At 72.6% G+C, this 17,199-nt stretch carries 13 protein-coding genes; 2 read left to right on the top strand and 11 right to left on the bottom strand.

Translation table 11 applies throughout. From position 1 onward, the window contains the following. Nucleotides 1–42 precede the first annotated feature (42 nt). The 10 genes from pcaDC to AOK01_RS15435 form a co-directional block, all read right to left on the bottom strand. Nucleotides 43–1,341: a bifunctional 3-oxoadipate enol-lactonase/4-carboxymuconolactone decarboxylase PcaDC gene (gene pcaDC, locus AOK01_RS15390; protein WP_055511865.1), complete on the bottom strand. Its 1,299-nt coding sequence runs from the start codon at nucleotides 1,339–1,341 to the stop codon at nucleotides 43–45. A gap of 206 nt (nucleotides 1,342–1,547) precedes the next feature. After that, on the bottom strand, nucleotides 1,548–2,879 hold the full coding sequence (locus AOK01_RS15395) for a sulfite oxidase (RefSeq protein ID WP_055511867.1): 1,332 nt from the start codon (nucleotides 2,877–2,879) through the stop codon (nucleotides 1,548–1,550). A gap of 326 nt (nucleotides 2,880–3,205) precedes the next feature. Next, complete coding sequence (locus AOK01_RS15400; RefSeq protein ID WP_425424739.1) at nucleotides 3,206–5,194, bottom strand: SWIM zinc finger family protein; 1,989 nt, start codon at nucleotides 5,192–5,194, stop codon at nucleotides 3,206–3,208. Nucleotides 5,195–5,511: 317 nt separating this feature from the next. Beyond that, entirely contained in the window at nucleotides 5,512–8,448 is a 2,937-nt protein-coding gene (locus tag AOK01_RS15405; protein WP_079103443.1) for a DEAD/DEAH box helicase, read from the bottom strand. A 98-nt stretch (nucleotides 8,449–8,546) separates the two neighbouring features. After that, the gene (locus tag AOK01_RS15410) at nucleotides 8,547–9,128 is read right to left on the bottom strand and encodes a hypothetical protein (RefSeq protein ID WP_055511869.1); all 582 of its coding nucleotides are present in this window, start codon (nucleotides 9,126–9,128) and stop codon (nucleotides 8,547–8,549) included. After that, a complete protein-coding gene (locus AOK01_RS15415) occupies nucleotides 9,125–10,309 on the bottom strand; it encodes an ROK family glucokinase (RefSeq protein WP_055511870.1) in 1,185 nt (394 codons plus the stop codon). The genes AOK01_RS15410 and AOK01_RS15415 overlap by 4 nt, the downstream gene beginning before the upstream one ends. 213 nt (nucleotides 10,310–10,522) lie before the next feature. Beyond that, nucleotides 10,523–11,329, bottom strand: coding sequence for an ATP-binding cassette domain-containing protein (locus AOK01_RS15420; protein ID WP_055511871.1), 807 nt, complete (start codon nucleotides 11,327–11,329; stop codon nucleotides 10,523–10,525). Then, nucleotides 11,326–12,363, bottom strand: coding sequence for an ABC transporter permease (locus tag AOK01_RS15425; RefSeq protein WP_055511873.1), 1,038 nt, complete (start codon nucleotides 12,361–12,363; stop codon nucleotides 11,326–11,328). The genes AOK01_RS15420 and AOK01_RS15425 overlap by 4 nt, the downstream gene beginning before the upstream one ends. Next, on the bottom strand, nucleotides 12,360–13,364 hold the full coding sequence (locus tag AOK01_RS15430) for a sugar ABC transporter substrate-binding protein (RefSeq protein ID WP_055511875.1): 1,005 nt from the start codon (nucleotides 13,362–13,364) through the stop codon (nucleotides 12,360–12,362). Before AOK01_RS15430 ends, AOK01_RS15425 begins: the two co-directional genes overlap by 4 nt. 123 nt (nucleotides 13,365–13,487) lie before the next feature. Next, nucleotides 13,488–14,237, bottom strand: a complete 750-nt coding sequence (locus AOK01_RS15435; protein ID WP_055511877.1) for a GntR family transcriptional regulator — start codon at nucleotides 14,235–14,237, stop codon at nucleotides 13,488–13,490. 117 nt (nucleotides 14,238–14,354) lie between these two features. Here AOK01_RS15435 and AOK01_RS15440 point away from each other — a divergent pair, with 117 nt between their 5' ends. After that, complete coding sequence (locus tag AOK01_RS15440; protein ID WP_055511879.1) at nucleotides 14,355–15,368, top strand: Gfo/Idh/MocA family protein; 1,014 nt, start codon at nucleotides 14,355–14,357, stop codon at nucleotides 15,366–15,368. 154 nt (nucleotides 15,369–15,522) lie between these two features. Here AOK01_RS15440 and AOK01_RS15445 read toward each other — a convergent pair whose 3' ends face one another. Further along, nucleotides 15,523–16,152, bottom strand: a complete 630-nt coding sequence (locus tag AOK01_RS15445; protein ID WP_055511881.1) for a dihydrofolate reductase family protein — start codon at nucleotides 16,150–16,152, stop codon at nucleotides 15,523–15,525. Nucleotides 16,153–16,326: 174 nt separating this feature from the next. Here AOK01_RS15445 and AOK01_RS15450 point away from each other — a divergent pair, with 174 nt between their 5' ends. Then, nucleotides 16,327–17,061 (top strand): 3-oxoacyl-ACP reductase family protein, encoded by a 735-nt coding sequence (locus AOK01_RS15450; RefSeq protein WP_055511883.1) that lies wholly within the window; start codon nucleotides 16,327–16,329, stop codon nucleotides 17,059–17,061. Nucleotides 17,062–17,199 lie beyond the last annotated feature (138 nt).

Below are 17,199 nucleotides of genomic sequence, written 5' to 3' on the forward strand. Positions count from 1 at the left end.
CCGCGCGGGCTCAGTGAGGGTCCCTGTCCCACCTTCCGGGGCTCACTCCTGGGGCGTGGTCTCCTCGCGGATGACCTGCTGGGCCACCTTGAAGGCACTGTTCGCGGCCGGTACGCCGCAGTAGACGGCCGCCTGGAGGAGCACTTCCTTGATCTCGACCGGCGTCAGGCCGTTGCGGAGGGCGGCCCGCGTGTGGAAGGCCAGCTCGTCGAGGTGACCGCCCGCGACCAGGGCGGTGAGCGTCACACAGCTGCGCGAACGCCGGTCGAGGCCCGGCCGGTCCCAGATCTCGCCCCACGCGTAGCGGGTGACGAACTCCTGGAAGTCCCCGGAGAACTCGTCGGCCTGGGCCAGCGCCCGGTCCACATGGGCGTCCCCGAGCACCTCCCGGCGGACCTTGATGCCCGCGTCGTACGGATCCGACCTGCCCAGCACCGCCTCGGGCTGCGGGGCCGGCGCGATCTCGGCGACGGGCGACATCTGCTGCTGCACGACAGGCACCGGGCTCGCCTGGGGAACCACGACCGCCATCTGTCCGGTGGACGAGTCGTAGGCCGGCTGCTGCCAGGCGGTGGAGAAGTGCCGTACGAGGAGATCCGTGACCGCGGCGGGCTGCTCCACGGGGACCAGGTGGGAGGCGCCGGGTACGACGGCGAGGCGGGCGTCCGGTATCCCGGCGACCAGGGTGCGGGCCTCGGCGGGGCCGGTCACCTGGTCGTCCGAACCGACCAGGACCAGCGTCGGCACCCCGATCCGGCCGAGGTCGGCGCGGATGTCGAACGCGGCGAGCGCCTCGCACGCGGCGATGTAGCAGCCCGGGTCCGTGGTGCGCACCATCTGCACGGCCCACTCGGTGATCGCGGGCTGCGCCGCGGCGAACCCGGTGGTGAACCAGCGCTCGGGGGACGTCCGCGCGATGGGGTCCAGGCCGTTCGACCGTACGATCACGCCGCGCTGCCGGAACTCGTCGGCCGTACCGAAGCGCGGGGAGGCCGCGATCAGTGTCAGCGAGGCGACGCGCTCCGGGCGGCGCAGCGCCAGCTCGGCGCCCACCGCGCCGCCGAGCGCGCAGCCCGCGTAGCCGAACCGCTGGACGCCGAGCCCGTCGAGGGTGGCGAGCAGCCGCTCGGCGAGCTCGGTGACCGAGCCCGTCGGGTGCGCGGGCGCGCCGCCGTGGCCCGGCAGGTCGAAGCGGAAGACCCGCCACTGCTTGGCCAGCTCCGGGACCTGCCTGTCCCACATGTGCCAGGTCGTGCCCAGTGAGGGACCCAAGATCAGGACGGGCGCGTCTTCCGGACCGTCGAAGCGGTATTGAAGGGTGTTGGTCTGTGCGTCGCTCACCCGACTTACGCTCCCACATCTCGCTGGTCCTCACGCCCCTGGGTCGGATCCTCGCGCAAGCCGTGCACACGGTGTGACGGCCTCGCGAAGATCCTCGGCACCGGGCTTCACATTCCGTCGCCCCCGCCGCCCGAGCATCGTACAGACGCATTCTGAGAGACCCGTGGGCCTGGCTCGACAGGGAGCCGCGGGGCCGGGTGCTCGGCTCAGACGGCCCGGACCGGGTGACGGACGACCGCGTCGAAGAGATAGCCCTGGGTGTTGTGGACGGTGGTCTCCGGCTGCGTGCGGCCCGTCGTGTCGGTGGCACGGGCCAGGAGGATGTACTCCCCCGGGGCCGCCGGACGCCAGTCGGCGGACCAGCGGACCCAGTCGGCGCGGCGCGGGGCGTCGTGGAGACGGGCGCGCCGCCAGGTCGCGCCGCCGTCGGTGCTCACGTCGACGCGTGCGACGCCGCCCGCGCCCGACCAGGCGCGGCCGGTGAGCCGGTGGTCGGCGGTCGCGTCCAGGCTCGCGTTCCACGGGAGTTCGAAGGCCGACTTGAGCGTCTGGCGAGTGAGCGGGGCGCTGCCGTCCGCCGGGTAGGCGTCTCCGAACAGCCGGTAGAAGTCGGTGTTCCAGGGGGAGTACAGCGGCTGGGCGGAGACCTCGATGTCACCGACCCACTTGATCGACGCGATGCCGACCCAGGACGGTACGAGGACCCGTACGGGAGCGCCGTGGTCCGGCGGGAGGGGCTCGCCGTTCATCTCGTACGCGAGCAGCACGTCGTCCAGGGCCTTCGACAGGGGCAGCGGGCGGCGGACCCGGCCGAGGTTCGTGCCGTCCGCCGTGACGTAGTCGGGGTCGAGGCCGCGGGGCAGGACGTCCACGGCGTCACGGCGCAGCCCGGCGCGGCGCAGCACCTCGCCGAGCCGTACGCCGCGCCAGCGGGCCACACCGATCGCGCCCAGTGTCCAGGCCGTGCCGGACGCGGTCTGGCCCTGCTGGGTCGTGAAGAAGCTGCGGCCGTTGCCCGCGCACTCCACGAACGCGCTGCGGGTGGCGGCGGGCAGGCGTTTCAGGTCGTCGAGCCCGAACTCGGCGGCGCGGCCCTTCGCGAGGCCGTCTCCCCAGACGGTGAGCGTCCAGGTGTGCGCGTCGAGGACGGGGGTGGAGGTGTGGTTCCGGACGAAGAAGCGGTCCGTGGGGGTGTGGTGGCCGGTGCCGGCCAGCGCCTCGAATCTGGTCTCCGCGTTGGTGCCCCTGTTGGTGAACCAGGCCTCGGGGAGGGGCTTGACGATTCCCGGAGCGGTCTCGGTGCCTCCGGGAGCGGCCAGGGCGGCGGAGGCGAAGCCCGTGGAGGCTGTCGTGGCCAGTCCAGCGGCGGCGAGCAGGCGGAGCAGGTCCCGGCGCGCGATGCCGTCGGCCCGGGCTTCACCCGCGAGCCATTGACGAAGCCTGCGACGGTCGTAGACGGACTCGTTGAGGGACTCGGCGGAGAGCGACTCGGTGGAGGCCTCGGACGAGGTGTCGGAGGGTGCGTCGGTACGGGGCATGGGTGGGCTCCTGCCTCTCGGACGGTTCACGGGCATGCGTGCGAAGGGTGTGGGGGCGCGCGGCAGGTACGGCAGAGCGCGCCGGAACTCATGGGCCTGAACGTGCCGGGCGGCGGTCAGCGTTGCTCGGCGACCTGCTCGGCGACGTGCTCGGGGAGGATCAACAACAGCCGTGCGACGTACGCACGCGGAACCGCGGGGCGGGGCGGCACTGGCTGAGGATCATGGACGCCATCGTACGAGGTGCCGCGCCGGCGCGAGGAAGAAACGGGGTGGTCGCGTCAGGGTGGTCGGGGCGGGGTGGTCGGGTGGTCCGGTCGCGGTGCTCAGAGGTCGGTCGGTGAGCCGAGGCCGGTGAGGGCGCCGACCGGGTCGAGGTCGGGGGTGCCCCGGGGCCACCAGTCGTCGTGGCCCGGTTCCGACTCGTACGCGTACCAGAGGCCGTCGTGGCCCAGGCGGAGTTGTATGTGGCCGTGAGGGTGGGTGAGGTGGTTGTGCCAGGGCCGGAAGGCGGGGAAGTCGGCCGCGAGGAGGAGCGGGCGGGCCCGGTCGAAACGGCCCGCGGGCGGGTCCCAGGCCTCTTCGAGGACGGCGAGCCCTTCGAGCCCGCCCTGGCGCCATGCGGCGACCGCGCGGGCCAGGTCCGCCGGGGTGCGACGCGCGGCGGTGGCCAGGGACGCGTAGAGCGCACGGGTGGTGGCGGTGAGGCCGGAACCCGGGCGGGTGGCGGCGATCCTGACCGCGTCCTGCCAGAGCGTCAGCTCGGCGAGCGGATCACGGCCCGTGGTGAGCAGGGCGTGCGCGCGGGAGGCCGCGTCGGACGCCAACTGGTCCAGCGCGAACGGGTCGGGGCCGCCGGGCGATGCCGGATAGGCCGGCGGCTGCTCCGGATGCGCGGGCGGCGGCAACGGGGCCGGCAGGGGCGGCAGCACGCGGCGCTCGACGGCCTCGCGGGCCGGCACACCGGGAAGTTCCGGTGCCTCGGCGGAACGGGCCGAACGGGCGGCCAGGGTCGCGTTGCGCCGGGACAACTGGTCCAGCAACTCGCGCTCACCCCGGCCGCGCAACAGGAGGAGGACGAACGGGTCCTCGTCCAGCAGCCGTGCGGTCTGGTAGCAGAGGGCCGCCGCGTGTTTGCAGGGGTGGCCGGAGTCGGGGCAGCTGCAGCGCGGTGCGAGATCGCCGGGGCCGGGGAGCAGGTCCACCCCGCTGTCGGCCAGTGCGTGCGGCAGGTCCTTGTCGAGCAACGCCGCGATGTGGGACGGCCGTTCGGCGGCGGCGTCGAGGAAACGCTCCCAGTCCTCGTCCGAGAGCGTACGCAGCCTGATCTGTACCCGGTACGGCCGCGGACGGCTCCCGTGCACATAGGCGAGTACGAGCCCTGGGGTGACGGTGATGGCGTCGACGTGCCCCTCCCCCGCGTACGCCTTGCCCCGCCCGAGCCGCGCCGCGTCGAGCGCCATCTCCTCCAACGCGGCGACCCACGCGTTGCCCCACCAGGTCTCGGCGAACCCCCCGCCCTCGCCCTGCGGCCGCGCCGCCAGAGCGGGGAAGGTACGCCGCAGCTCACCGTCCCGGGCCGGGGCGGCCATGGAACGGGAGGCCGCGGGAGGGTTTTCGGGCGTTGCGGGCCAGGTGGCGGGCGCCGGGGCGGCGTCGGCGTCCAGGGCCGTCACCGGCGCGGCCGTGGGGTCCGTGGTGGCTGTGGAGTCCGTGGCCGGTTCGGCGTCGGGCTCGTCCGCCGACGCCTCCCTCTCCAGCCGGGACGACAGTTGGAAGGTGTTGCCCAGCCGCTCGGCCATCTCCCGGACCCGTGCCGCCGCCTCACGGCTCGACGCGGCCGGGTGGGGGCCGGACGCGGCGGGGGCCGCGCCACCGCGTCGCCTGCGGGCGCCGACGCCGGCCGCCTCAGCGGCAGTCCGCTCCCGCTCCGCCTGGGTGCGCGCGGCGCGCAGCGCCTCGCGGGCCACGTCTCCGGGGCGCGAAACGCCGGAGGGGGCCTGGGCCCGCCCGGTCACCGGCGGGGCCGAGTCCCCACCGGGTCCACCGTCCGACGACTCGTCCTGCGGAGCGGAAGCCCCGCCGGGCGGTCCGGCCTCCGTCGGGGCGGCTCCAGCGGCGGACCGACCGGCGTCCGTGGGTGTCCCGGCGGCAGCGTCACCGCCGCCACGGCCCGCGGCACGCCGCAGTGCCTGGCGTGCGATGTCGCCCGGCCGGGGACCGGGTGCTGCGGCGAGGCCGGGCGCTGCGGCGTCTTCCGCGGTTCCACGCCGCCACTCGGCACCCGCCGGACGCGCGTCCGCAACCGGTGGCACGACTGGTTCAGGGCGCTCGTCCGGCGCCGAACCCGGGCCCGGCGCGACAGAGCGCGTTCCCGCCGGGCCCGGCTCCGGGGCGTCGGCAGCACCACGTCGGGCTTCCCGCAGGGCACGCCGAGCCGCATCGGCGGGTCGCTCCCCGCCGTCCGGGCAGGGATCGTTCACCGGTGACACCTCGCTGGCCCGCGCCGCCTCCCCAGCGGCCTGCGGAGCCTCCTCACCTGCGGGCGCGCTCCCCTCGGGCGCGGGCCGGTCCACCCCGTGGGACTTGTCCGGGCGGTCGCCGCCGTCATCGCGCCGAACCGTCGGAGACATCACGTGGACCTCCGCAGTGACACCAGGTCGGACAGGTCGCGGTCGGTCAGTTCCGTCAGGGACGCCTCTCCGGAGCCCAGAACCGCGTCCGCCAGGGCCCGCTTGGCAGCGAGCATGTCGGCAATGCGGTCCTCGACGGTGCCCTCGGTGATGAGGCGGTGCACCTGGACGGGCTGGGTCTGGCCGATGCGGTAGGCGCGGTCGGTGGCCTGTTCCTCCACGGCGGGGTTCCACCAGCGGTCGAAGTGGATGACATGGCCCGCGCGCGTGAGGTTGAGACCCGTGCCGGCCGCCTTCAGCGAGAGGATCAGGATCGGCGTCGCACCGCTCTGGAACCGGTCCACCATGTGTTCGCGCTCCGGCACCGGCGTGCCCCCGTGCAGCAGTTCGACGGGGACCGCGCGCGCCGCGAGGTGGCTGGTGATCAGCCGGGCCATCTCCACGTACTGGGTGAAGACGAGCGCCGAGCCGTCCTCGGCGAGCAGCGTGTCCAACAGCTCGTCGAGCAGGGCCAGTTTGCCGGAGCGGGCGGCCTGGCGAGCCGTGCCCGAGCCGCTGGGCAGTCCGTCCGGCGGCTCCTTCAGATACAGCGCCGGGTGGTCGCAGATCTGCTTGAGCGCGGTGAGGAGCTTGAGGACGAGGCCTCGTCTGGCGATGCCCTCCGTGGTCTCGATGGCGAGCATCGACTCGCGGACCACGGCCTCGTACAGGGAGGCCTGTTCGCGGCTGAGGGGGACGGGGTGGTCCGTCTCCGTCTTCGGCGGGAGTTCGGGCACGATACCCGGGTCGGACTTCTTGCGCCGCAGGAGGAAGGGCCGGATCAGCCGGGCGAGGCGGGCCACGGCCTCTGTGCTTTCACCGTTCTCCACGGCGCGCGCGTGCCGGGCGCGGAAGGACTTCAGCGGGCCGAGGAGCCCGGGAGTCGTCCAGTCGAGCAGGGCCCACAGTTCGGAGAGGTTGTTCTCCACCGGTGTGCCGCTGAGGGCGACCCTGGCCGGTGCGGAGATCGTCCGCAGGGCCTTGGCCGTCGCCGAGTACGGGTTCTTGACGTGCTGGGCCTCGTCCGCGACGACCATGCCCCACGGCTGCCGGCCGAGCCGCGGCGCCGTCGACCGCATCGTGCCGTACGTGGTCAGGATGAAGCCGCCGGTCAGGTCCGCCAGGGAGCGGTCAGGACCGTGGAAGCGGCGCACGGGCACACCGGGGGCGAACCGCTCGATCTCCCGCTGCCAGTTGCCGAGCAGCGAGGCGGGGCAGACGACGAGGGTCGGCTCGGTGCGCGCCCGCTTGAGGTGGAGGGCGATGACGGTGACGGTCTTGCCGAGCCCCATGTCGTCGGCGAGGCAGCCGCCGAGGCCGAGCGACGTCATGAGGTCGAGCCAGGCAAGGCCGCGGAGCTGGTAGTCCCGCAGGGTCGCCACCAGGCCGGGGGGTGGTTCTGCCGGCCGCAGTCCGGCTGTCAGGCGGTCGCGCAGCGCGGCGAGCGCTCCGACCGGTACCGCCTCGACACTCTCTCCGTCGACCTCCACGCTGCCGGTGAGCGCCGCGGAGAGTGCGTCGACCGGGTCGAGCAGGCCCAGTTCGCGCTTGCGGGCCTTGCGGACGAGGGCAGGGTCGACGAGCACCCACTGGTCCCGCAGCCGGACGACGGGACGGTGCGCCTCGGCGAGGGCGTCCATCTCGGCCTCGCTGAGCGGATCGCCGCCCAGTGCCAGCTGCCAGCGGAACTGGAGCAGTTCCTCGCTCTCGAAGAAACCCGTGCCGTCCGTGGCCGAGCCCGGCGCGGGGCGGACGACCGCGGCCGCGCTCAGGTCCTGGGCGAGGTCGCGCGGCCAGTGCACGGCGACGCCTGCCGCGCCGAGGCGGGTCGCCGCGACGCCGAGCAGGTCCGACAGCTCGCCCTCGGACAGGGCCAGTACGTCCGGCACGTCCTGCGCGGACAGCCGGTCCAGGGGAGGCCACACGCGGGCGGCGCGGCGCACGGCCAGGGCCGCGTCGACCCGGGCTCGTGGGCCGAACGTGGCGTCCGCGGCGCCGGCCCACAGGGTCGCCGCGTCGACGACGAGGGTGGGGTCGGCGAGGCTGTGCACCTGGACGACGGCCGCGCCGGCCCGCCGCGCGTCCTCGCTGTCGTCGAAGAGCTCGTACGCGGACAGGTCGAGGCGCAGGGAGATCCGGACCCCCGCGTCCATGCCCGCGGCGACCTCCGCCGCCCAGTCCTGGGCGCCCGGCAGTCGCTGGGCGCCGCTCGCCGCGAAGGGTTTCCCGGCGGCGTACGGCGCGGCCGGGGTGCGGGGCAGGGCGTCGGCGACGGCGTCCAGGAAGGCACGTGTCAGCGCTTCCGGTTCGGGCAGCCGGAGCGGGCCGCGACCGGGCAGGGGGACGGCGTGTCCCTCGTACGGAAGGGCCCCGGCGACCGCTCTGAGGTGGGCGATGTCGTCCGGGTCGAGGGGGCCGGCGCGCCACGCGTCGAACCCGTCGGGCGTCAGGCCGGGCAGCAGCCGGCCGCGCGCGACGAGCCGCAGCGCGTGCAGGGCGGCGGCGCCCCAGCAGGCCGTGGCGGGATGCGCGGCGGGGTCCCGCCTGGCCCGCACGAGCAGGGGCAGGGCGTCGGTGACCGGGAGCGTCAGCGCGGGTACGGACAGTCGTCGTGTCGCCGTTCTCCCTGTCCCGTGCCGCCGGACGACCGTGAGCTCGGTGTTCGGAGCGGGGACCGGGGTCTCGCCGTCCGGGTCCCAGAACGCGATCCGTCCGTCACGGGGCAGCGCGGCGGGCAGGAACACGGCGGCCAGCCGGACGGACACCTCGGGCCCGGTGCCGGTACCGACGTCGGCACCGGTGCGGGTGCCGGAATCGGCACGCGTCTCATCCGCATACCTCGGTCCCGCACGCGTCTTCCCCGTACGCGTCTCCTCCGTATGCGTCCCCGCGCTCATACTCCCGGCCACCTCCCTCGCCCCGGACGGCTCGATCGATCGTCTTCGACTCTACGGGCCGGGTCTGACAATGCCGCTCGGCGGCGGAGGCGGGGCGGTCAGGGCGTCGTTCTGGAGACCACGTAGACCATGGGATGGCCGGGCTTCGCCCAGTCCACGACGATGTGATGCGTGGGCGTCGGGTTCTTCCGCTCGTGGTTCAGGCCCGACCAGGGGCCGGGGCCGGTGAACTCCCAGCCGACGACCCGCCGGTCGCGGGCGCTGATGACGATGTCGTCCTTCTCCAGGGCGTCCAGGCTGGTGCCGATGGTGACGAGGAACTTCTCCAGGCCCTCGTCGCTGGTGAGGAACTGGACGTAGAGACGGCTGGTCTTCCAGTTGTTCGTCTCGTAGTACGCGACCTCGGCCGAGTAGCCGGGGATGGGCACCTGGTACAGGCGGCGCTGAACACGGGAGGGCCAGCCCGGGGTGAGGCCGGTCGCCGAGTACTTCGCCTCCTTGTCCCTCCCGCTGTTGCGGCTCTGGTTGGCGGAGATCATCAGGTAGCCGGCCGGGACGCCGATGAGCAGCACGATGATCAGCAGGGTCAGGGCGCGGCGGCGGATCTTGTGGCCGCGGTCCTCGGGTGGCCGCGGTGGCTCGTCCGGGGGCGACGCCTGGCGTGGCAGTGAGGCCGTCACAGTGTCTCCTGTGCGTCGCGGCGCGACTCGGCGTACCGCTCGTAGCGTTCGTAGCGCTCGACCCGGCGCCGGTTGGCGCGCCGGAAGCGGCGGGCGACCAGCCGGGCGAGGTCGGCGGCGCCGACCATGCCGGCCTCGGGGCCGAGCTGGGCGCGGGCGATCCGGGCCTCGGGGCGGTAGCCGCGGCCGGTCAGCTGGCGCCGGAAGGCGTCCCGCGCGGGGCCGATCAGCAGGTCGTCGGCCGCGCTGACGCCGCCGCCGATGACGAAGCAGGAGGGGTCGAGGGCAGCCGCGAGGTTCGCGATGCCGACGCCGAGCCACTGGCCGATGTCCTGGAGCAGCTCGATGCACATCGCGTCGCCCTCACGGGCCAGCTCGGTGATCATCGGGCCGGTGATCTCGGCGATGTTGCCCTTGACGTGCTCGATGATCCCGTAGGCCACCGGGGAGTCGGCGGCGGCGAGTTCGCGGGCTTCGCGGACCAGGGCGTTTCCTGAGCTGTACTGCTCCCAGCAGCCGCGGTTGCCGCACGGGCAGCGGTGGCCGCCGGGCACGACCTGCATATGGCCGAACTCGCCCGCCACGCCGAACTTGCCGCGCTTGACCTGCCCGTCCTCCAGGATGGCGCCGCCGATGCCGGTGCCGAGCGTGATCATGACGAGGTGGTCCTCGCCGCGGCCCGCGCCGAAGCGCCACTCCGCCCAGGCGGCGGAGTTGGCGTCGTTGTCGACCAGGACGGGGACGGCGAGGCGGCTGGAGATGCGGTCCCGGAGGGGTTCGTTGCGCCACGAGAGGTGCGGTGCGAACAGGATGCGGTTGCGTTCCGCGTCGACCCAGCCGGCCGCGCCGATGCCGACCGCGTGCACGTCGTGCCGGTCGGAGAGGTCCAGGACCAGTTCGACGATGGTGTCCTCGACGACCCGGGGGCTCTTGGACTTGTCGGGGGTCTCGGTGCGGACCTTCTCCAGGATGTTGCCGTCCGCGTCGACGACGCCCGCCATCACCTTCGTACCGCCGATGTCGATGCCGACGGTGGGAACGCGCGGTGCCGTCAGGTGGGAACGGCGCTCGCGCGTGCCCACGGTGCGCAGGGCGGTGGCACGGCGGGAGCCGATGGGGGCGCCCGCGGCTCTGGCGGAGCCGAGCGCCCTGGGCAGGGCGAGGTCGCGGTAGGTGCTCATCGCGCCGATTCTGCCCCACGCTGCCGCTTGGCTGCACGGCGGCGTTCTTCGCTGCGCTCTGGCCGCCCTGGGATGGTGCCGGTCCGTTGCAGGCCGCGGGCCCGTCGTGGCTGGTCGCGCAGTTCCCCGCGCCCCTGAAAAACCTCGTGGCTGGTCGCGCCCACGCGGCCGAGCCGCAAAACGACACAGCCCCGCGCCCCTGACGGGGCGCCCCTAGGATCCTCCGCCCGCCAGCTCATGGCGCAGGTCGTCCAGTTCGTTGCCGCCCGCCATTTGGCGGGTCAGTTCTTCCAGGGTGATGTCGTCTCGGGTGTGGTTGCCTGCCATCGTGCCGCGTTTGAGGAGGACGAAGCGGTTGCCCACGAGGTACGCGTGGTGGGGGTTGTGGGTGATCAGCACAACACCCAGGCCCGCATCCCGTGCCGCGGCCACATATTTGAGGACCATGCCGGACTGCTTCACGCCCAGCGCCGCGGTGGGCTCGTCGAGGACGAGGACCTTGGCGCCGAAGTGGACGGCGCGGGCGATCGCCACGCACTGGCGCTCACCGCCCGACAGCGTGCCGATGGGCTGGTCGACGTCGCGCAGGTCGATCCCCATGCGCAGGAGTTCCGCATGGGTCGTGCGGCGCATGAGGTCGACGTCCAGGCGCTTGAAGGGGCCGGAGCCCTTACGGGGCTCGGAGCCGAGGAAGAAGTTCCGCCAGACCGGCATCAGGGGGACGACGGCGAGGTCCTGGTAGACCGTGGCGATACCGCGGTCCAGGACCTCCCGCGGGGACGCCGGGCGGGCGTCCTCGCCCTCGATGCGGAAGGTGCCCGCGTCGTGCCGGTGCAGCCCAGCGATGATCTTGATCAGGGTCGACTTGCCGGCGCCGTTGTCGCCGAGGACACAGGTGATTTCCCCCGCGTGGACCTCCAGCGAGACGCCCTCCAGGGCGCGGACGTTGCCGTAGTACTTACTGACGTCGTCGAGCTCGACCAGGGGTGTACGCCCGGCGCTGTCGGTGGGATTTGTCATGCCGTGGCCTCCGCGCGCTTGCGGACCCAGGCGTTCAGCAGGGTCGCGAGGAGCAGCATCGCTCCCAGGAAGAACTTGAACCAGTCGGGGTTCCACTCGGCGAACACGATGCCCTTGTCGGTCATGCCGAAGATCAGCGCGCCGACCGCCGAGCCGATGGCGGAGCCGTAGCCGCCGGTGATCAGGCAGCCGCCGATGACGGCCGCGATGATGTACGTCAGCTCCTTGCCGACGCCCTCTCCGGACTGCACGGCGTCGAAGGAGAAGAGGAGGTGCTGCCCGGCGATCCAGGCGGCGAAGGACACTCCCATGTAGAGGCCGATTTTGGTCGCGCGAACGGGGACGCCGACCGCGCGGGCCGCTTCTTTTCCGCCACCCACTGCGAAGATCCAGTTGCCGACGCGGGTACGCAGCAGGATCCAGGAGGCGACGGCCACCAGGCCCAGCCACCACAGGATGGTGACCTTGAAGTCGACGCCGCCGACGGTGAGGACGGAAGCGAAGAGTGCCTTGGCGGACCCGAAACCCTCCATGTCGGCGATCGTCTTCGTGGAGACGGTGCCGCTGATCAGCTTGGTGAAGCCGAGGTTCATCCCGGTCAGCATCAGGAAGGTGCCGAGCGTGATGATGAAGCTGGGCAGCCCGGTGCGGGTCAGCATGAAGCCGTTGAAGAAGCCGATCGCGAGGGTGACCAGGAGCGACACCCCGACGCCCACCCAGACGTTCGCAGTCAACCGGTAACTGAACATCGACGAGATCAGCGCGGACGACGTCACCATGACGCCGGCCGACAGGTCGAACTCGCCGCCGATCATCAGCAGCGCGACGGGCACCGCCATGATGCCGATCGTGGAAGCCGCGTACAGCACGGTGCTCAGCCCGGCCACCCGGACGAAACTGTCCGCGACCAGCGCGAAGAAGAGGAAGACGGCGAGCGCGCCGACCACCGAGCCGAGTTCGGGGCGGCCGAGCAGCCTGCGCAGCGGCGAGGTCCGCAGCAGCCGTTCGTCCGTCGTGGGGACCGTCGTCGTCATCGGGTCCCCCGGTCCGCGTAGCTCTTCAGCTCGGCGGCCTGGTCCTTGGTGACGATCTGCGGTCCGGTGAGCACGGGCCGGCCGCCGCCGAGCGTGTCGGCGTTGTACTTGTGCAGCCAGAGCAGGTCCACGGCCTCGTAGCCCTGGAGGTACGGCTGCTGGTCGACGGCGAATCCGAGGGTGCCGTCATCGAGCGCGGCGGCGACCTTGGCGTTCAGGTCGAAGGTGTCGATCTCGGCCTTGCTGTCCGCGTCCGCCTTGGCCTTCACCGCGGTGTCCGCGTAGGGCGCGCCGAGCGTGACGACGGCGTCGACGGACGGGTCGGCCTGGAGCTTGGCGCCGACGGAGGACTGGACGGCCGACATGTCGGTGCCCTCGACGTACAGGTTCTGCACGGTGCCGTCGAAGGTTTTCCGCACACCCGCGCAGCGCTGCTCGTGGCCGACGTTGCCCTGTTCGTGGAGGACGCAGAGGGTCTTTTTCCGGCCACGTCTGTTCAGCTCGTCCCCGACGGCCTCGCCGGCGATCGTCTCGTCCTGGCCGACGTGGGTGAGCGCGCCGAACTCCTTGGACTTCTCGGAGCCGGAGTTCACGGTGATCACGGGGATGCCGGCCCGCACGGCGCGCGCGACCGCGCTCTTCACGGCGTCGGGCTTGGCGAGTGTGACGACGATGCCGTCCACGCCCTTGTCCACGGCGGCGTCCACGAGCTGGGCCTGCTGCTGGCCCTCGTCGTCGTGCGAGTACAGAAACTTGATGTTGTCCTTGTCGGCGGCCTGCTGGGCGCCGCTCTGGACGATGTCCCAGAAGGTGTCGCCGTCACCCGAGTGGGTGATCATGGCGACCGTCCACCGGGGCGTGTCCACTGCGGCCCCGCCCCGGGCCGACGCCGCCTTGCGGGCGTCCTCGGCGCGCTTGCCGCCGGTACTGCTGCACCCGACCAGGGTCGCGCCGAGCGCCCCTGCCACCGCGATGCCGACCCAGGTCCGAAACCGTGCCACGAGGCCGTGCCCTCCTTGCTGCTGATCCGCTGATCCACCGTGTTCGATATGTGGAACAACCAAGTATCGGACACGGTGAACTGGAATCCGGACAGCAGGGGTTGTCGGCGCTGCCGCGCGCGGTCAGGAGCGTACGAGGAGCTGGAACTCGAAGGAGTAGCGCGAGGCGCGGTAGGTGTGGGAGCCGAACTCGACGGCACGGCCCGTGTCGTCGAAGGTGGTGCGCTGCATGGTGAGCAGCGGGGCGCCGGCCGGCTCGTCGAGGCGCTCGGCCTCCACGGCGGTGGCGGCGCGGGCTCCGACGGACTGGCGGGCGCTGTGCAGTGTGATGCCCGCGACACGCATCAGCCGGTACAGGCCGGTGGCCTCCAGCTGTGAGCTGCCGAGTTCGAGCAGGCCGGGGGGCAGGTGGTTGCAGAGGTACGCCATCGGCTCGCCGTGGGCCAGCCGCAGCCGCTCCACCCGGTGCACGTCACTGCCCTCCGCCACGGCCAGGGAGGCCGCCACCTCGGCCGTCGCCGGGACGACGGTGTTGACGAGGACGCGGGTCGCCGGACGCTGCCCTGCCGCCTCCAGGTCGTCGTAGAGGCTGCTGAGTTCCAGCGGGCGTTTGACCTGGCTGTGCACGACCTGGGTGCCGACGCCGCGACGGCGTACGAGGAGGCCCTTGTCCACGAGCGACTGGATGGCCTGGCGGACCGTGGGCCGGGACAGACCGAGGCGCCCGGCGAGCTCGATCTCGTTGCCCAGCAGACTGCCCGGGGTCAGGGCGCCCCGCTCGATCGCCGCTTCGAGCTGCTGGGCCAGCTGGAAGTAGAGCGGCACCGGGCTGTTCCGGTCGACGCTGAGCTGGAGCGGCGCGGTCGGGTCCACATCTGGTTTGGGCACGGGGCCGAGCGTAACTCCGGCGCATGATGACGGGAAGTTGTGAAGTTCGATTGTCCGGACAAAGCGTTGACAGGGTGTAGGGTCCGCCCTCAGTTTGGTCCCATGCGCATCGGACTCATCGGGACGGGTCGTATCGGTACATTTCATGCGACCGCCCTCAGCCGCCACCGCGAGGTGGGCGGCTCCCTCATCGTCACGGACGCGGACCCGGCACGGGCCCGCCGACTGGCGGACCGCTTAGGTGCCACCGCGGCACCCGGCGTGGACGAGATCTTCACCTGGGGTGTGGACGCCGTGGTCATCACCGCGGCCACCTCGGCACACGGCGAACTGATCGGTCGGGCGGCACGGGCCGGACTGCCCGTGTTCTGCGAGAAGCCCATAGCTCTCGACCTGGCGGGCACACTCACGGCGATCACGGAGGTCGAAACGGCCGGCACGGTTCTGCAGATGGGCTTCCAGCGGCGTTTCGACTCCGGCTACACGACCGCGCGCGAGGCGGTGCGCTCGGGCCGGCTCGGCCGGCTGCACACCGTACGCGCGATGACGTCCGACCAGTCGCCGCCGCCGGCCGCGTTCCTGCCGCTCTCCGGCGGGCTGTACCGGGACACGTTGGTGCACGACTTCGACATGCTGCGGTGGGTGACCGGGCGCGAGGTCACCGAGGTCTGCGCGATGGGGTCGGACGCCGGGCCCGCGATGTTCCGCGAGGCGGGTGACATCGACACGGCGGCCGCCGTCCTCACCCTGGACGACGGCACGCTCGCCACGGCGACGGCGACCCGGCTGAACGGCGCCGGGTACGACGTACGCATGGAGCTGGCCGGGGAGCTGGACCAGATCGGGGTCGGGCTCGACGACCGCACGCCGATCGCCTCCACGGAACCGGCGGGGCCACCGGCCGCGACCAAACCGTGGACCGGGTTCCTCGAACGGTTCGGCCCTGCGTACGAGGCCGAGCTGCACGCGTTCGTCGAGGTGGTACGCGGTGAGCGGGCCAACCCGTGCGACGGGCGTGAGGCGCTGCACGCACTGCGGATCGCGGAGGCCTGCGAGCTGTCGCGGCGCGACCGGCGGTCCGTTTCCCTGGCGGAGATCCCGGGCGGCCGGGACTGACGACGGCAACGACCGGGCCGGGACGCCTGGGGGTGCCGCCGGGGCAAGCGTGCGGGCACGCAGGCACGCAGGCACTCTCGGCACGCAGGGCGTCCCGGCGTCCGGCCCCGGAGTGCGCTATCGCCTCCTGCCGCCGGACGACGGGGCCCGTGCCCTACGCGCTCTCCTCCGGAAGTTCGAAGGTTCCGTACTCCGGGCGCCCGGCCAGGTCGTACGTGTGGATGGCCACACCCTTGCTCGTGACACGGGCCGCGATGTGCCGGAACGCGGTCGGTACGGCACCGTCGGCGAAGAGGCGGCGGCCCGTGCCGAGGACGACGGGGAACGTCAGCAGGTTCACCGTGTCGATGAGGCCCAGGGCCAGCAGGGACTGGGCGAGAACCGCGCTGCCGTGGATCTGCAGCTCCCCCTCGGTCCTCTCCTTGATCTCGGTGACCTCCTTGGCGAGGTCGCCGCCGATCACGGTGGTGCCGGCCCACTCGGGCTCCTTGAGGCTCGCCGAGGCCACGTACTTGGGCAGGGAGTTGAGCTTTCCGGCGATCGGGTTGGCCGGGTCGGTCACCTTGGGCCAGTACCCGGCGAAGATGTCGTAGGTGCGGCGGCCGAGCAGGAAGGCGCCCACACCGGCGAAGACCCCGTCGACGAACTGCCCGAAGTCCTCGTCGTCGTACGGGAAGGACCAGCCGCCGTGCACGAAGCCGCCCTCGCGGTCCTCGTCGGGGCCGCCGGGTGCCTGGTGGACACCGTCCAGGGTGACGAACGCGGTGAGAGTGAGCTTGCCCATGACGGGTTCCTTCCTCGAAAACGGGTGTCCTGTCATCAGCTCAGACCCCCCGGACGCCCACAACTCATCGGTGAGGTCGATGTCCGTTCACCGCCGGTGTTCGGGGGCCGCGACCGCTGGGATGGAGCCATGACCTCACAGACGACGACTCGGACAGCTCGGACGACTGAAGGAATGGCGAACGGAACCGTGGCCCTCGTGACCGGCGGCAGCCGTGGGATCGGTGCGGCCACCGCCGTACGGCTGGCCCGTGAGGGCGCGGACGTGGCGTTCACGTACGTGCGTGACAAGGACGCCGCGGACGATGTCGTGGGCCGTATCCGGGCGCTGGGGCGGCAGGCGCTCGCCCTCCGCGCGGACTCCGCGGACCCGGCGGAGGCGGCCGGCGCCGTGGACCGCGCCGCGGAAGGGCTCGGTGGCCTCGACGTCCTGGTGAACAACGCGGGCATCGGGCTGCTCGGCCCATTGGAGAGCCTCTCCCTCGCCGACATCGACCGGGTGCTCGCCGTGAACGTACGCGGCGTCTTCCTCGCCTCCCAGGCGGCGGCGGCCCGGATGGGGCGTGGCGGGCGGATCATCACCGTCGGGTCGTGCATGACACAGCGCGTGCCGGGGCCCGGCGGCACGCTGTACACCACCGGGAAGTCGGCCCTCGTCGGGCTGACGAAGGCGCTCGCGCGGGAGTTGGGGGCGCGGGGGATCACTGCGAACGTCGTTCACCCCGGGCCGGTCGACACCGACATGAATCCGGCGGACGGGCCGTACGGGGAGGGGCAGGCCGCGATGACCGCGTTGGGGCGGTTCGGGACGGTGGAGGAGGTGGCGTCCGTGGTGGTTTATCTGGCGGGGGTGGATGCCGGGTATGTCACGGGGGCGGAGTTCTCTGTGGACGGGGGGCATGCGGCCTGACGCCGCCGGGGGTGTTTTTCGCCCCCGCCGCCCCTACCCATTCCCGTCACTGCTGGGGGCTGCGCCCCCAGACCCCCGCTAAAAGATTGCGCAGTTCCCCGCGCCCCTGGGGAGGTACCTCTAGGGGCGCGGGGAACT

The organism is Streptomyces aurantiacus (genome assembly GCF_001418335.1).
Classification (GTDB): domain Bacteria; phylum Actinomycetota; class Actinomycetes; order Streptomycetales; family Streptomycetaceae; genus Streptomyces; species Streptomyces aurantiacus.

Excerpts from the sequence above, each read along its gene's own strand:
- AOK01_RS15395 (WP_055511867.1), bottom strand. The coding sequence starts at position 2,879 with ATGCCCCGTACCGACGCACCCTCCGACACCTCGTCCGAGGCCTCCACC.
- AOK01_RS15405 (WP_079103443.1), bottom strand. The coding sequence starts at position 8,448 with ATGAGCGCGGGGACGCATACGGAGGAGACGCGTACGGGGAAGACGCGT.
- AOK01_RS15415 (WP_055511870.1), bottom strand. The coding sequence starts at position 10,309 with ATGAGCACCTACCGCGACCTCGCCCTGCCCAGGGCGCTCGGCTCCGCC.
- AOK01_RS15420 (WP_055511871.1), bottom strand. The coding sequence starts at position 11,329 with ATGACAAATCCCACCGACAGCGCCGGGCGTACACCCCTGGTCGAGCTC.
- AOK01_RS15425 (WP_055511873.1), bottom strand. The coding sequence starts at position 12,363 with ATGACGACGACGGTCCCCACGACGGACGAACGGCTGCTGCGGACCTCG.
- AOK01_RS15440 (WP_055511879.1), top strand. The coding sequence starts at position 14,355 with ATGCGCATCGGACTCATCGGGACGGGTCGTATCGGTACATTTCATGCG.
- AOK01_RS15445 (WP_055511881.1), bottom strand. The coding sequence starts at position 16,152 with ATGGGCAAGCTCACTCTCACCGCGTTCGTCACCCTGGACGGTGTCCAC.
- AOK01_RS15450 (WP_055511883.1), top strand. The coding sequence starts at position 16,327 with ATGGCGAACGGAACCGTGGCCCTCGTGACCGGCGGCAGCCGTGGGATC.